Below are 14,860 nucleotides of genomic sequence, written 5' to 3'. Positions count from 1 at the left end.
CACGCAAAAGGAGCCTGCATGGGCGGTCGTATTTCCACCTGTATTTTCGGACTTGGCCTACTGACGCTGCTAAGCGGCTGTGGCCAGGAAAAGGCTGAGCCCAAGCAGCATTCGCGGGTCTTTGTGCAGACCGTGCAGTCAGCTGATTTTGCTGCAGCGGTCACGCTGACCGGGGATATCCAGGCCCGTGTGCAAACCGATTTATCCTTCCGCGTGGGCGGCAAGATCATCCAGCGCATGGTGGATGTGGGCGACCGCGTCACCGCCAAGCAAGTGCTGGCCAAGCTCGATCCCAAGGACTTGCAAACCAACGTCGACTCGGCCCAAGCCCAAGTCGTGGCCGAGCAGGCGCGGGTCAAACAGACTGCTGCCGCTTTTGTACGCCAGGAAAAGCTCTTGCCCAAGGGCTATACCAGCCGCAGCGAATACGACGCCGCCCAGGCCGCGTTGCGCAGCAGTCAAAGTGCGCTCGCCGCCGCCCAGGCCCAACTGGCCAACGCCCGCGAACAACTCGGCTACACCGCCTTGATCGCCGACGCGCCCGGTGTGATTACTGCGCGCCAGGCGGAAGTGGGCCAAGTGGTGCAAGCCACCGTGCCGATTTTCAGCCTGGCCCAGGACGGCGAGCGCGATGCGGTGTTCAACGTCTATGAGTCGTTGTTGGTGGAGCCGCCGCCTGATGCGCCGATCACCGTCAGCCTGCTGGATAACCCCAGCATCAAGGCCCAGGGCAAAGTTCGCGAAGTGACGCCCGCCGTGGCGGCCAACACCGGCACTGTGCAGGTCAAGATCGCCCTGGAGGCGTTGCCCAAAGGCATGCAGCTGGGGTCGGTGGTCAGTGCCACGGCCAACGGCCCGGCCAAGCCCAGCATCGAGTTGCCGTGGTCGGCCCTGACCAAAGACCTCAACGAACCCGCCGTATGGTTGATCGACAGCGACGGCAAGGCGCAATTGCACAAGGTCAGCGTGGCGCGTTACCTCACCGGGAAAGTCATCCTCAGCGACGGCCTCAAGGGCGGCGAAAAAGTTGTGGTCGCTGGCGGGCAATTGCTGCACCCCGGCATGCTTGTGGAAATCGCCCAGCAAGGAGCCCAGCCATGAAGCGCCTGACGGTGTTGCTCACCGCCAGCCTGTTGCTGGTGGCCTGCTCCAAGGAAGAAGCGCCGCCGGAGCCCGTGCGCCCGGTGTTGTCCATGGAAGTAAAAGCCGAGGACCAGGAAACCCTCGGCCGCTTCGCCGGTACCATCCAGGCCCGCTATGAAAGCAACCTGGGTTTCCGCGTACCCGGCCGCATCGCCCGTCGCGCTGTGGATGTGGGCGCCGAAGTGGAGAAGGGCGCCTTGCTCGCTGTACTCGACCCCACCGATCAACAGAACCAGCTGCGTGCCGCCCAGGGCGATCTGGCCAAGGTGCAGGCGCAATTCATCAACGCCCAGGCCAATGCGCGCCGCCAGCAAGAATTGTTCAACCGGGGCGTCGGTGCCCAGGCCCAGTTGGATGTCGCCCAGACCGACCTGAAAACCACCCAGGCGTCCCTCGACCAGGCCCAGGCTTCGGTCAACCAGGCCAAGGACCAACTCAACTACGCCGAGTTGCGCACCGACCACGCCGGCATTGTCACCGCCTGGAATGCCGAGGCTGGCCAGGTGGTCAGCGCCGGCCAGCAAGTGGTGACCCTGGCCCGCCCCGATATCAAGGAAGCCGTGATCGACCTGCCCGCCGGCCTTGCCGAACGTTTGCCGCCGGACGTGGTGTTCCTGGTCGCCGAGCAGCTCAACCCTAACGTGCACACCACCGCCATCGTGCGCGAGATCGAACCCCAAGCCCAAAGCGCCACACGGACCCGGCGTGCACGCTTGACCCTGGCCGAGACGCCACCTGCGTTCCGCCTTGGCACGGCGATCAGTGTGACTTTGAGCACCGCCATCGCGCCACGCATTGAAGTGCCCCTAAGCGCCTTGCAGGAGGTCGACGGCAAGACCCGCATCTGGCTGCTCGACACCCAGAGCCAGACCGTGCAGCCGCGTGATGTAACGGTCATCAGCCGTGACGCCAGCAGCGCGTTGCTCAACGGCGGCGTCAAACCCGGCGAGCGCATCGTCACCGCTGGCGTGAACAGCCTGAAACCCGGGCAAAAAGTCAAAATCGACGAGGACAGCCCGCGATGAAAGGCAGCTTCAACTTATCCGACTGGGCCCTCAAGCATCAGTCCTTCGTCTGGTACCTGATGTTCGTTGCGCTGCTGATGGGCGTGTTCTCCTACATGAACCTGGGGCGCGAGGAGGACCCTTCCTTCACCATCAAGACCATGGTGATCCAGACCCGTTGGCCGGGCGCGACCCAGGAAGAAACCCTCAAGCAAGTCACCGACCGCATCGAGAAAAAGCTCGAAGAGCTGGACTCCCTCGACTACGTGAAAAGCTACACCCGGCCCGGTGAGTCCACGGTGTTTGTGTTCTTGAAGGACACCACCAGCGCCAAGGATATCCCCCATATCTGGTACCTGGTGCACAAGAAGATCGACGATATTCGCGGCAGCTTCCCCCAGGGTTTACAGGGGCCGTCGTTCAACGATGAGTTCGGTGATGTGTTCGGTTCGGTGTACGCCTTTACCGGCGATGGCCTGACGATGCGCCAACTGCGCGACTACGTGGAACAGGTGCGCGCCGAGATCCGATCGGTGCCGGGGCTGGGCAAGGTCGAGATGATCGGCCAGCAAGACGAAGTGATCTACCTGAACTTTTCCACGCGCAAACTGGCGGCGTTGGGGATTGATCAACGTCAGGTCGTACAAAGCCTGCAATCGCAGAACGCAGTGACGCCCGCCGGGGTGATCGAGGCAGGCCCCGAGCGGATTTCGGTGCGCACGTCGGGGCAGTTCGCTTCGGAGAAAGACCTGGCCAACGTCAACCTGCGGCTCAATGACCGCTTCTATCGGCTGGCAGATATCGCTGACATCAGCCGTGGCTACGTCGACCCGGCGCGGCCGATGTTCCGCTTCAATGGCAAACCGGCGATTGGCCTGGCGATTGCCATGCAGAAGGGCGGCAATATCCAGGCGTTTGGCAAGGCCCTGCATGAACGCATGGACGAACTGACCGCCGACCTGCCGGTGGGCGTGGGCGTGCATAAGGTGTCGGACCAGGCGGAAGTGGTGGAAGAAGCCGTCGGTGGCTTTACCAGTGCGCTGTTTGAGGCGGTGATCATTGTGCTGGTGGTGAGTTTTATCAGCCTGGGCATGCGCGCCGGTTTGGTGGTGGCGTGTTCAATCCCGTTGGTGCTGGCGCTGGTGTTCGTGTTCATGGAATACAGCGGCATCACCATGCAGCGGGTCTCGCTGGGCGCATTGATCATCGCCCTCGGCCTGTTGGTGGACGACGCGATGATTACCGTGGAGATGATGATCACGCGCCTGGAAAAAGGCGAAACCAAGGAGCAGGCGGCGACCTACGCCTATACGTCCACGGCGTTCCCGATGCTTACCGGTACGTTGGTGACGGTCGCGGGCTTCGTGCCGATTGGCCTCAACGCCAGCTCGGCCGGCGAATACACCTTCACCCTGTTCGCGGTGATTGCCGTGGCGATGCTGGTGTCGTGGGTGGTGGCGGTGCTGTTTGCACCGGTGATTGGCGTGCACATCCTCAGTGCCAACGTGAAACCCCACAACGCCGAGCCGGGCCGGGTAGGCCGTGCGTTCAATGGCGGCATGCTGTGGGCCATGCGTAACCGTTGGTGGGCCATCGGCATCACCGTTGCGTTGTTCGTGGCGTCGGTGTTTTCCATGCAGTTCGTGCAGAACCAGTTCTTCCCGTCGTCGGACCGTCCGGAAATTCTCGTCGACCTGAACCTGCCGCAAAACGCCTCGATTAACGAGACCCGCAAGGCCGTCGACCGCCTGGAAGCGATCATCAAGGACGACCCGGACATTGCGCGCTGGAGCACTTACATCGGCCAGGGCGCGATCCGTTTCTACCTGCCGCTGGACCAACAACTGGAAAACCCCTACTACGCGCAGTTAGTGATCGTCAGCAAAGGCCTGGAAGAGCGCGGTGAGCTGATCAAGCGCCTGCAAAAACGCCTGCGCGATGACTTCGTCGGTATCGGCAGTTTTGTGCAACCCCTGGAAATGGGCCCGCCGGTGGGACGCCCGATCCAGTACCGAGTGTCTGGCAAGGACATCGACCAGGTGCGCAAACACGCCATCGAACTGGCGACGTTGCTCGATCAAAACACCCACCTGGGCGAGATCATTTACGACTGGAACGAGCCCGGCAAAGTGCTGCGCGTGGACATCGCCCAGGACAAGGCGCGGCAACTGGGGCTGTCGTCAGAAGATGTGGCGCAACTGATGAACAGCGTGGTCAGCGGCGCCTCGGTGACCCAAGTGCACGACGATATCTACCTGATCAACGTGGTCGGCCGCGCCGAAGACGCCGAGCGCGGCACCCCGGAAACCTTGCAGAACCTGCAGATCGTCACGCCTAACGGCACCTCGATTCCATTGCTGGCGTTCGCCACCGTGCGCTATGAGCTAGAGCAGCCGCTGGTGTGGCGCCGCGACCGCAAGCCGACCATCACCATCAAGGCCTCGGTGCGCGATGAGATGCAGCCGACGGACCTGGTCAAGCAGTTGGCGCCGACCATCGACAAGTTCAATGCCGAGTTGCCGGTGGGTTACAAGGTCGCCACCGGCGGCACCGTGGAAGAAAGCGGCAAGGCCCAGGGCCCGATTGCCAGCGTGGTGCCGTTGATGCTGTTCCTGATGGCCACCTTCCTGATGATCCAACTGCACAGTGTGCAGAAGATGTTCCTGGTGGCGAGCGTCGCGCCGCTGGGGCTGATCGGCGTGGTGCTGGCGCTGATCCCCACGGGCACGCCGATGGGCTTTGTGGCGATCCTGGGCATCTTGGCGCTGATCGGCATCATCATCCGCAACTCGGTGATCCTGGTGACGCAAATCGATGCGTACGAGCGCGACGGCTACACGCCGTGGGACGCGGTGGTAGAAGCCACCGAACATCGGCGCCGGCCAATCCTGCTGACGGCCGCTGCGGCGAGCCTGGGCATGATCCCCATCGCCCGCGAAGTGTTCTGGGGGCCGATGGCGTACGCGATGATTGGCGGGATTATCATCGCCACATTGCTGACGCTGCTGTTCCTGCCGGCGCTGTATGTGGCCTGGTACAAGATCCGCGAGCCGAAGCCAGACCAACAGGAAAAACGCGGTTAAAAATGTGGGAGCGTGCTTGCTCGCGAAAGCGGTGTAGCAGTATCAGATGTACTGACTGACGCACTGCATTCGCGAGCAAGCCCGCTCCCACATTGGGATCTCCACATGCCACATGGTTTGTGGGAAACCTCCTGGAATCTTTACCACTGTCGTTTGAGGCCGCGCAGTGTTCTACCCTCCCGACCTCCACCCCACCCGGTCGAACACCATGAACTGGCAACGTCCTATTTTACTGGTCTGCACGTTCCTCATCTCACCGCTGGCCTTTGCCGCTACCGTCCTGGAAAACGCCCTGTGGCGCGTCGAACTCGACCCCGCCACCCTCGCCATTCGCGTCACGCCCAGCGGCCAATCGCCGGTGCAAGCCTCCAGCGGCGTAGTGGCCCGCGTTGTCAGTCAGCTTTCGCAAAGTGCCTTGCAAGCGGATTGGCAATGGGATGAAGGCGCCTTTCGTGTGAACGCCGCCCTTGAACAACGTGACTTAACGCTAACCATCCGCGCGCGGGAGCCTGGCGAACTGGCGATCCTTCAACAACCGGCCAGTGCCATGGGCAAGGGTTTGATCTGGCCGTTAGCTGAAGGCCATTACGTGCCGGCGGGCAATGCAACATGGACGGCATTTCTGCAAGCGCAAGGCAACCTCAACACCACTCAGGACCTGAGCCTGCCGCTGTGGGGTATGGACCACGGTAGCTTCACCTTGAATTGGCTGCTGACTAACCCCTACAACAACCGCCTGCACTGGCAGGACGGCCAGGCCCTGTCAGTGGCTCATGAGTTTACGGTGCTCGACCCTGCTGCGCCCATGACGCTGTTGTTGCACCTGGGCGATGCCGATCCCTTGGCCGGCGCCAAGCGTTATCGCCAGTGGTTGGTGGAGCAGGGGCGCTATGAACCCCTGGCGGACAAACTGCGCCAGACACCCGAAGCGCGAAAGCTGCTGGGCGCGAGCCATGTTTATGTGTGGGGTAATGATCTATTGGCCGCGCAGGACGTGCGCGACTGGCCGCTGCTGCTCAAGCGGCTGCGCAATCACGAACTCAAAGGCTTGCTGGACAAGGAAGCCACGAAAGTCCTGGTGCAAAACACTGCGTTGAATCGCTATGAGCAAACGGTGCTGCTGCGTGGGCTCAATGGCGCGATCAGCAAAAAAGCACGGCAGAGTTGGCAGGTAGACGAGCCTGATATGTCGCGCCTCGCTGCGCGTTATGGTGAGCTACGCGATCAGCTGGCGGTCGCGTTTGCCGGCGCGTTGAGTGATACCCCTGATACCTGGGGCAGCACCACGATTCAATCGTTGGTCAACGCTGACCTTTCACGCTTGCTGGTGACCCTGGGCGAGGGCTGGGAGGGTGGGCTCTGGCACCCGGAGGCGATCCGCGCGGGTGTCGCTGCAGGGTTCCTGATGGCGCCTTACGATTCTTACGAAACGGCCTTGTCCACCACGGAAAACCCCGACTGGACCACGGCCCACCTGGGCAGCAAGGCCTATCGTGACTGCGCGATTGTGTTGAGCACCGGCAAGCTGAAAACCGGCTTCCAGCAATCGGGTCACTACACCGACCCGCGCTGTGTGCGGCCGTTGCTCGAAGCCAGGGTGAAGGCAGTCCAAGCCAAGGCTGGCTTCAACGCCTGGTTCCTGGATGCCTACGCCACCAGCATGGTGTTCGACAGCTATCGTCATGGCGCCTCAATGACCCAGGCGCAAAACGCCGAAGGCAATATCGATGCGTCCCGTTGGCTCAATACCACGCTCAAACTGCCCGCCGGCTCTGAAGACGGCAATGCCATCACCGCCCAAGGCATTCTGTTCGCCCATGGCATGCAGACGCCGGTGATTGGCTGGGGTGATCCTGCCATGACCCAGGACAAGCAATCGCCCTACTACGTGGGCAACTGGTACCCGCCCGAGCAGCCGACGGTGTTCTTTAAGCCGGTGCCGCTCAACGAACCGTTGCGCACCGTGCATTTCGAGCCGAGCATGCGTCTGCCGTTATACCAAGCCGTGTTTCACGGTTCGGTGATCACCACCCATCATTGGCTGTTCGACAGCCTGAAACTGAGCAATGTGCAGGCTGAGAATGAACTGACCCAACTGCTCTACAACGTGCCCCCGCTGTATCACTTGAGTGCGGCGACGGTTAAGCAGCGATTGCCGGTGATTGAGCGTCAGGACCGGTTTTTCCGACCGTTGCACCAGCGCTTGGCGATGCAGGCGATGACCGGGTTTCGGTGGTTGACGGCGGATAGGCAGGTGCAGGAAACCACGTTTGCCGATGGGACGCGGTTGGTGGCGAATTTTTCTGCATCCGCGAAGGTTGGTTACGCCGGTCGGAGTGTGACTGCACAGGTGGTCGGTCAGGAACCGGTGGTGTATCAGGTCGATTAGCCGCGCCTTCGAGACCTTCGCGAGCAAGCCCGCTCCCACATTTGATCGCATTCCAAACTTGGAACTCGGTCAAATGTGGGAGCGGGCTTGCTCGCGAAAGCGTCAGACCAGGCAACCTAAAGTTTGCGCCAGACGCTGGCCAACCAGGGTTGCTGGTCGCGGGGCAACCCCGCCGGCCGATAGTAATGCTCCAACTCCACAAAACCCGCCTCGGCCAGCAGTGCCTGCCACGCCGTCAGATCGTGATAAGACCCGTACCGCGGTCCATTCCAACCTTCCTGGTTCTCACCCCGAGGGTTGGAGCTGAACAACACGCCCCCAGGCTTCAACGCCCCCTGCAATTGCTTGAGTACACGCGGCAGCTCCTGCTTGGGGATATGAAACAGCACGGCGTTGGCGAAGATCCCGTCGAAGCGTTCAGCCGGCAGATCCAGTTTCAGGAAGTCTTGTTGCAGCACCTCACACCCACTGTCCTCGCGTGCCATCTGCGCAAACCGCTCTGAGCCATCCAGGCCCACGGCGATATGCCCCATGCGGGTAAAGGTCTGCAAATCCCGCCCCGGCCCACAGCCGAAATCCAGCACGGTAAATGGCGCTGAGCCTTGTATATGCCGCAACAACGCATCGATGTTCTGGCTCACATCGTGGTCGCGGGTGCCTTCGCGGAAGTCCTCGGCCACCTTGTTGTAGTGGCCGAGGGTGGTGGAGGTGATCTGGTCGAGGTCGTCGGGCTTGAGGGTCATGGTGGGTAATACCGGGCGCTGGAATGGCCCGACTATACCTCACCTCTTGTTGAGTACTCGCGCCAAGCGGTCGCCGCCCAACTGGATCACCGCCACCAGAATCACCAGCAGTACAATCACGGTGAGCATGATCTGCGTGTCAAACCGCTGGTAGCCATAGCGATAGGCAATGTCGCCCAGGCCGCCCGCACCAATTGCCCCGGCCATGGCCGACGAGTTGATCATGGTCACTAACGTAATCGTGAACCCACCGACGATTCCTGGCAGCGCCTCCGGCAGCAGCACATGCCAGATGATGTGCCAGCGGCGGCAGCCCATGGCTTGCGCCGCTTCGATCAAACCATGGTCAACTTCGCGCAAGCTCACTTCGGCGATTCGCGCAAAGAACGGCGTGGCGGCGATGGTCAGCGGTACGACGGCGGCCCACACGCCATAGGTGGTGCCAACAATCAGCCGGGTGAACGGAATCAACGCCACCATCAAGATCAAAAACGGAATCGAGCGGAACAGATTGACGAACGCTCCCAGCACACGATTCAGTGCTGGGGCCTGGTAGATGCCGCCCTTGTCGCTGGTGACCAAAAATACCGCCAGCGGAATGCCCACCAGCAACGCGATCAGCGACGACACGCCGACCATCAACAGGGTGTCGATGGCGCCCTGCAATAAACGATCAAACCACATAGCCCAGCACCTCTGCCTGTTGTGCCCAATTGCCGGCGCGGTTGCGCAGTTCCTCAGCGCTGTGGGTCGAGCCACTCACCGCCAACAGTAATTGCCCCAAGGCATGCCCCTGGATGCGTTCCACGCCGCCTTGCAGCAAGCGCACGCGGCCACCGAGGGCGCTGAACAGGGCGGCCAGGTCCGGTTCGTCGGTATCGCTGCCGGTGAACTGCAAACGCAGCACCACGGCGGCATCGGCTGATGCCGGTGTAGCCTGCAAACGGCTTTGCAGTTCTTCCGGCAAGCCGTGTTGCAGCGGTGCCAGCAAGGTCTTGCTGACTTCATGCTGCGGGTTGCCAAACACTTGCCACACCGGGCCTTGCTCGACGATACGGCCGTGCTCCAGCACCACCACGCGGTCGCAGATCTCGCGGATCACCGCCATCTCGTGGGTGATCAACACGATGGTCAAGCCCAGGCGTTGGTTGATCTCGCGCAGCAGGCCGAGGATCGACTGGGTGGTCTCCGGGTCGAGGGCCGAAGTGGCCTCGTCGCACAGCAGAATCTGCGGGTCATGCACCAGCGAGCGGGCGATGCCCACGCGCTGTTTCTGCCCGCCGGACAACTGCGCCGGGTAGGACTTGTGCTTGTCTTGCAAACCCACCAGCTCCAGCAGTTCACGCACCTTCCGCTCGCGTTGCAGCTTGGGCACGCCGGCCACTTTCAGCGGCAACTCGACGTTCTGCCACACGGTCTTGGCCGACATCAGGTTGAAGTGCTGGAAGATCATGCCGATGCGCCGACGCAGCGCTACAAGGTGGTCTTCGTCGAAGTCGCCGATGTCCACCTGATCGATCAGCACCCGCCCGCTGCTGGGTTGCTCCAGGCGGTTGATGGTGCGGATCAGCGAGGACTTACCGGCGCCGCTGCGGCCGATGATGCCGAACACCTCACCGCGTTGAATCGCCAAGTCGATGCCTTGCAAGGCCTGTACTTTGCCGTCGTAGCTCTTGCCCAGGTTGATGAAGCGCACGTGGGCGCGGTTCAGGTCAGGGTGCAGTTCTGTCTGCTCGGCGTCCCTGGGCGGTGTGCCCAGGTCGCGCAGTTGAGAGTGGGCGGCGGTCATTTTTTAGCTTCCCAGCCGACTTGGTAGAGCTTGCCGAGGGATTTATCCAATGCGGCGCGCACCACCGGCGAGTGCTGGTAAATGTCGACGAACTTGATCACCCGTGGGTCGGTAGTGCCTTTGGGTTGGGTGACAAACTGAATCACGTATTCCGGGTGGTCGAGGCCGTCGAACAGCAGCGCCGACTCGGCAGCGAAGGTCTTGGACAGGCGGATATACGCCGGGTAGCCCTGCACCAGGTCGGCATCGTCATAGGCGCGTACCAGTTGCACGGCCTCGACCTGCAAGATCTTGATCTTCTTCGGGTTGCTGACGATGTCTTCTTCGGTGGCCTTGTAGCCCACGCCCGGCTTGAGGGTGATCAAGCCAGCCTTGGCCAGCAGTTGCAGGCCGCGACCGCTGTTGATCGGGTCGTTGGCGATGGCCACGCTGGCACCCTGGGGCAGGTCATTGATGCTTTTGTACTTCTTCGAGTACAGGCCGACGTTGTTGATGATGCCCGGTGCATACGGCACCAGGTCAAACCCGGCAGCGGCCTTGGCGTTTTCCAGGAACGGGATGTGCTGGAAGTAGTTCACGTCGATATCGCCGGCGGCGAGGCTGACGTTCGGAGCGATCCAGTCGGTGAATTCCACCAGTTCGACTTTCAGGCCTTGCTTGCCGGCTTCGGCCACGGCGGCTTCCAACGGGATGGCGAAAGCGGCAGTGGTGCCGACTTTCAACGGCGCGTCGCTGGCGAATACAGCCGAGCTGAACAGTCCAAAAGCCAGGGCCAGTGCTTTGACTGGGTGGGAGAGCAGTGTCTTTTTCATTATCAATTTCCAGTCATAAGGTATTGGTGAAAACAATGAAGATCCATTTTTGATTAGTGTCGGTAGTTGGAACCGGTGTGTTGCTCGGGCAGGCGCGCGGTGTTGTGGAAGACTTTTTCGCGCAACGTGCCGGTCTCATACGCGGTCTTGTACGACCCGCGCTTTTGAAGCTCCGGCACCACCAGGTCAATGAAATCCACATAGCTTTCCGGCGTCACAATCCGCGTCAGGTTGAAGCCATCCAGCCCGGTCTCGCTGATCCACGATTCCAGTTCATCCGCCACCTGTTCAGGCGAACCGACCAGGGTGATATAGCGACCGCCCAAGGCGTGCTGCTCCAGCAATTTGCGCCGAGTCCAGTCGTTGTTCTGCAAGTTCTTGGTGGCCGACTGGATCGCGTTGCTCTTCACGTACTGGATCGGTTCGTCCAGTTCGTATTGGGCAAAGTCGATCGCCGTGGACGCCGAGAAGTGCGCCACGCCGGCTTCCGCGCTGGCGTAGCTCAGGTACTCGGCGTGCTTGGCCCAGGCCAATTCTTCGGTGGCGCCCACGATCACGTTGAGCCCCATGAACACCTTGATGTCATCCGGGTTGCGCCCGGCCTCGACCGCGCTGGCGCGCACTTTGTCCACCTGGATCTTGGTCGACGCCTTGTTCTGCCCGCTGATGAATACGCACTCGGCATGGCGCCCGGCGAACAGCAAGCCGCGATCCGAGCTGCCGGCCTGGAACAGCACCGGCGTACGCTGCGGTGAGGGTTCGCACAGGTGATAACCCTCCACCTGGTAGAACTCGCCGTGGTGCTCGACCTTGTGCACCTTGCCCGGCTGGGCGTAGACCCGCGCCTGTGGATCGTTGACCACCGCGTCGTCTTCCCAACTGCCTTCCCAGAGTTTGTAGAGCACTTCCAGGTATTCGTCGGCCTGGTCGTAGCGGCGGTCGTGTTCGACTTGTTCGGTCAGGCCCATGGCCTTGGCGGCGCTGTCGAGGTAGCCGGTGACGATGTTCCAGCCCACCCGGCCACGGCTCAGATGGTCGAGGGTGGACATGCGCCGAGCGAACAGATACGGCGGTTCGTAGGTGAGGTTGGCGGTGAGGCCGAAGCCCAGGTTCTTGGTCACGGCAGCCATCGCCGAGACCAGCAACAACGGGTCATTGACCGGCAGCTGGATCGACTCTTTAAGCGGCACGTCGATGGAGTTTTGGTAGACGTCGTACACGCCGACGATGTCGGCGATGAACAAGCCATCGAACAAGCCGCGCTCCAGGGTTTGCGCCAATTCAGTCCAGTATTCAAGGGTCTTGTACTGGGTCGATGTGTCCCGTGGATGCGTCCACATCCCGTGGTTGATATGCCCGATGCAGTTCATGTTGAAGGCATTGAGCAGGATTTTTTTCTTGGCCATTTAGATGGTCCCCCGCAGTGGCGGGTTTTCATCGTTGAGGTAGTAATTGCCCACCGCGTGGTACTTCCAGCGCACCGGGTCGTGCAGGGTGTGCACACGGGCGTTGCGCCAGTGGCGGTCCAGGCCGTGTTCGGCCAGGGTTGCCTGGCTGCCGGCGAGTTCAAACAAGGTGCTGCCAGCGGCCAGTGAAATCTCGGTGCTCAGGGCACGCACTTCGGCGACGGCAATCGAGGCGGCAGCGACGGTCTCGGCATTGCTGTCGGCCTGGGCGCGGTCGAGAAATTCACCTGAGCGTTCCAGCAGCGCTTCGGCGGCGTGCAGGCGGATGCTCAGGTGGCCGAAGCTTTTCAGGGTCAGCGGGTCTTCTGTGGCTTTGTCGTTGCCGGAATCGATCCACGGGCGGGTCTTGGTGCGCACAAAGTGCAGCGCATCTTCGAAGGCGGCGCGGGCGATGCCGGTGTCGATGGCGGCGTGAAGGATCTGCGCCAGAGGGCCGACAGTGGTCGGACGCTCAAAGGCGCTCTGGAATGGAATCACATCGTGGGCGGCGACCCACACGTTGTCGAACACCACCGAACCGCTGCCGGTGGTGCGCTGGCCGAAGCCGCTCCAGTCGTCGATCACCGTCAAGCCTTCGCTGTTACGCGGCACGAACGCGAGTTGCTGCACGCCCTGTTCATCCACTACGGACGTTGGGATGCGCTGGGCATAGATCGCACCGGTGGAGTAGAACTTGCGGCCGCTGATGCGAAAACCATCGCCGTCGCGAGTGATGGAGGTGACGCGGTCATGGGCCGTCTTGGTTCCCAGTTCGGCCAGCGCATTGCCGAAACGCTGGCCGGCCAACACCTCGGCGTACAGGCGTTTTTGCTGCGCTGGCGTGCCGTTCACACGTAGCACTTCGAGTGCGTAGAAATGGTTTTGCGGGATCTGGCCCAACGAGGCGTCCGCCTGGGCGATCAGCGCAATGACTTTGGCCAGCGTGACGTTGGACACGCCTGCGCCGCCGTATTCCTTCGGCACGCTGATGCCCCACAGGCCGGAGCGTGAAAACACGTCCAGTTCGGGCAGGGGCAGGCGGCGTTCGCGGTCGCGCTGGGCACTGTCGCGACGGAAGTCTTCGGCCAGGTCGCTGGCGACAATAAGGGCTTGTTCATCGCTGGTTATGACCGCGACGTGATGAGAAAGGGTCATGCGTATTTCTCCAGAGGTCTGGTCGGTTAAATCCAGGAATGGCGGGCCGGAAGGGTGCCATTGAGTCGGAAGGCGCCGATGGCGTGATACTTCCAGCGCACCGGGTCGTGCAGGGTGTGCACCCGGGCGTTGCGCCAGTGACGGTCGAGGTTGAATTCAGCGAGGGTGGCGCGGCTTCCGGCCAGTTCGAAGAGTTTTTCGCTGACCAGCAGCGATACTTCGGTGGTCAGCACTTTTGCTTCGGCCACGGCAATCGAGGCACGGGCTGCGGATTGCGCGGTGACCGGCGCGGCGCTGACCTGGTCGAGCACCTGGCCGGCCTTGCGCAGCAGCGCTTCGGCGGCGTGCAATTCAATCTTCAACTTGCCGATGTCGGCGATCACATACAGGTCATCGCTGGCGCGTTCGACCTTGGCGTCGACCCAGGGGCGCGAGCGCTCGCGGACGAAGGCGATGGTGTCATCCAGCGCACCCCGTGCAATGCCGGCGTCGATGGCGGCCTGGATCAGTTGCGAAACGGCGCCTTGGATATTCGGCGTTTCGCCGATGCGCCAGTTTTCAACGACCAGTTCTGCGTCCACCGGCACTTGGTCCAGCAGCACTGTGCCACTGGCGGTGGTGCGTTGGCCAAAGCCGGACCAGTCATCCACGATGCGCAGCCCTTCGGTGCCACGGCGTACAAAGGCCATGACCTGTTTGCCGTCATCGTTCAGCGCCTTGACCGCGACCCAGTGGGCAAACAGCGCGCCGGTGGAGTAGAACTTCTGGCCGCTGATCACATAACCGTCACCCTGGGCAGTGATACGCGCCTTGAGTTCCAGGGTGTTCTTGGTGCCACGCTCCGGGCCGCCATTGCCGATGCGCCAGCCGTCGAGGACGCTCTGGAACAGCTGCTTTTTCTGGCGCTCGGTGGCGGCACCCTGCAACAGGTGCAGGATGCCGAAATGGTTCTGCGGGATCTGGCCGAGGGCCGGGTCTGCCGCGCTGATGATCGCGAACACCTCGGCCAGGGTCACGAAGGACACCTGGGGGCCGCCGTATTCGCGGGGAATGGAAATACTGCCCAGCCCACTGCGGGTGAACTGCTCGATCTGTGCCCATGGCAGCTTGCGTTGCTGATCGCGTTTGGCGGCTTGCAAGCGCGCCGCCTGGGCCAGCGCATGAGCTGCGTTCAGGGCCTCGGCGTCGTTGCGCAGCACGGTGGCAGGCAACAACAGCGGGGCTACATCCAGATCGCTCTGGGGGGGTGTTTGAGCCAAGTTAGACATCAGCGCCGCTCCTTGGCTGCACGTAATGC

General features: G+C 61.9%; 11 protein-coding genes. 4 read left to right on the top strand and 7 right to left on the bottom strand.

The features are described from left to right. The first annotated feature begins 18 nt into the window (after nucleotides 1-18). From HF257_RS06150 to HF257_RS06135, 4 genes are all read left to right on the top strand, one after another. Entirely contained in the window at nucleotides 19-1,101 is a 1,083-nt protein-coding gene (locus HF257_RS06150; RefSeq protein WP_185704549.1) for an efflux RND transporter periplasmic adaptor subunit, read from the top strand. Beyond that, nucleotides 1,098-2,168, top strand: coding sequence for an efflux RND transporter periplasmic adaptor subunit (locus tag HF257_RS06145; protein ID WP_185704551.1), 1,071 nt, complete (start codon nucleotides 1,098-1,100; stop codon nucleotides 2,166-2,168). Before HF257_RS06150 ends, HF257_RS06145 begins: the two co-directional genes overlap by 4 nt. Further along, the gene (locus tag HF257_RS06140) at nucleotides 2,165-5,230 is read left to right on the top strand and encodes an efflux RND transporter permease subunit (RefSeq protein ID WP_185704553.1); all 3,066 of its coding nucleotides are present in this window, start codon (nucleotides 2,165-2,167) and stop codon (nucleotides 5,228-5,230) included. The genes HF257_RS06145 and HF257_RS06140 overlap by 4 nt, the downstream gene beginning before the upstream one ends. A 208-nt stretch (nucleotides 5,231-5,438) precedes the next feature. Next, on the top strand, nucleotides 5,439-7,619 hold the full coding sequence (locus HF257_RS06135; protein WP_185704555.1) for a glycoside hydrolase: 2,181 nt from the start codon (nucleotides 5,439-5,441) through the stop codon (nucleotides 7,617-7,619). Nucleotides 7,620-7,735: 116 nt separating this feature from the next. Here HF257_RS06135 and HF257_RS06130 read toward each other — a convergent pair whose 3' ends face one another. The 7 genes from HF257_RS06130 to HF257_RS06100 are packed head-to-tail and all read right to left on the bottom strand — an operon-like array spanning nucleotide 7,736 to nucleotide 14,831. Further along, nucleotides 7,736-8,362: a class I SAM-dependent methyltransferase gene (locus HF257_RS06130; protein ID WP_185704557.1), complete on the bottom strand. Its 627-nt coding sequence runs from the start codon at nucleotides 8,360-8,362 to the stop codon at nucleotides 7,736-7,738. Nucleotides 8,363-8,401: 39 nt separating this feature from the next. Further along, nucleotides 8,402-9,046, bottom strand: a complete 645-nt coding sequence (locus HF257_RS06125; protein ID WP_071482532.1) for a methionine ABC transporter permease — start codon at nucleotides 9,044-9,046, stop codon at nucleotides 8,402-8,404. Then, on the bottom strand, nucleotides 9,036-10,151 hold the full coding sequence (locus HF257_RS06120; RefSeq protein ID WP_185704559.1) for a methionine ABC transporter ATP-binding protein: 1,116 nt from the start codon (nucleotides 10,149-10,151) through the stop codon (nucleotides 9,036-9,038). Before HF257_RS06120 ends, HF257_RS06125 begins: the two co-directional genes overlap by 11 nt. Next, nucleotides 10,148-10,963 carry a MetQ/NlpA family ABC transporter substrate-binding protein gene (locus HF257_RS06115; protein WP_185704562.1) on the bottom strand — a complete coding sequence of 272 codons (816 nt, stop codon included), beginning with the start codon at nucleotides 10,961-10,963 and terminating at the stop codon, nucleotides 10,148-10,150. The genes HF257_RS06120 and HF257_RS06115 overlap by 4 nt, the downstream gene beginning before the upstream one ends. 53 nt (nucleotides 10,964-11,016) lie before the next feature. Then, nucleotides 11,017-12,369 carry an LLM class flavin-dependent oxidoreductase gene (locus HF257_RS06110; RefSeq protein WP_185704564.1) on the bottom strand — a complete coding sequence of 451 codons (1,353 nt, stop codon included), beginning with the start codon at nucleotides 12,367-12,369 and terminating at the stop codon, nucleotides 11,017-11,019. Next, the gene (locus HF257_RS06105) at nucleotides 12,370-13,563 is read right to left on the bottom strand and encodes an SfnB family sulfur acquisition oxidoreductase (RefSeq protein WP_185704566.1); all 1,194 of its coding nucleotides are present in this window, start codon (nucleotides 13,561-13,563) and stop codon (nucleotides 12,370-12,372) included. It abuts the gene before it with no gap. Between the two features lie 26 nt (nucleotides 13,564-13,589). Next, nucleotides 13,590-14,831: an SfnB family sulfur acquisition oxidoreductase gene (locus HF257_RS06100; protein ID WP_185704568.1), complete on the bottom strand. Its 1,242-nt coding sequence runs from the start codon at nucleotides 14,829-14,831 to the stop codon at nucleotides 13,590-13,592. Nucleotides 14,832-14,860: the final 29 nt, after the last annotated feature.

The sequence above is a fragment of the Pseudomonas cremoris genome (assembly GCF_014230465.1).
This window is presented reverse-complemented; position numbering and strand designations above follow the sequence as displayed.

Excerpts from the sequence above, each read along its gene's own strand:
- HF257_RS06150 (WP_185704549.1), top strand. The coding sequence starts at position 19 with ATGGGCGGTCGTATTTCCACCTGTATTTTCGGACTTGGCCTACTGACG.
- HF257_RS06145 (WP_185704551.1), top strand. The coding sequence starts at position 1,098 with ATGAAGCGCCTGACGGTGTTGCTCACCGCCAGCCTGTTGCTGGTGGCC.
- HF257_RS06140 (WP_185704553.1), top strand. The coding sequence starts at position 2,165 with ATGAAAGGCAGCTTCAACTTATCCGACTGGGCCCTCAAGCATCAGTCC.
- HF257_RS06135 (WP_185704555.1), top strand. The coding sequence starts at position 5,439 with ATGAACTGGCAACGTCCTATTTTACTGGTCTGCACGTTCCTCATCTCA.
- HF257_RS06130 (WP_185704557.1), bottom strand. The coding sequence starts at position 8,362 with ATGACCCTCAAGCCCGACGACCTCGACCAGATCACCTCCACCACCCTC.
- HF257_RS06125 (WP_071482532.1), bottom strand. The coding sequence starts at position 9,046 with ATGTGGTTTGATCGTTTATTGCAGGGCGCCATCGACACCCTGTTGATG.
- HF257_RS06120 (WP_185704559.1), bottom strand. The coding sequence starts at position 10,151 with ATGACCGCCGCCCACTCTCAACTGCGCGACCTGGGCACACCGCCCAGG.
- HF257_RS06115 (WP_185704562.1), bottom strand. The coding sequence starts at position 10,963 with ATGAAAAAGACACTGCTCTCCCACCCAGTCAAAGCACTGGCCCTGGCT.
- HF257_RS06110 (WP_185704564.1), bottom strand. The coding sequence starts at position 12,369 with ATGGCCAAGAAAAAAATCCTGCTCAATGCCTTCAACATGAACTGCATC.
- HF257_RS06105 (WP_185704566.1), bottom strand. The coding sequence starts at position 13,563 with ATGACCCTTTCTCATCACGTCGCGGTCATAACCAGCGATGAACAAGCC.
- HF257_RS06100 (WP_185704568.1), bottom strand. The coding sequence starts at position 14,831 with ATGTCTAACTTGGCTCAAACACCCCCCCAGAGCGATCTGGATGTAGCC.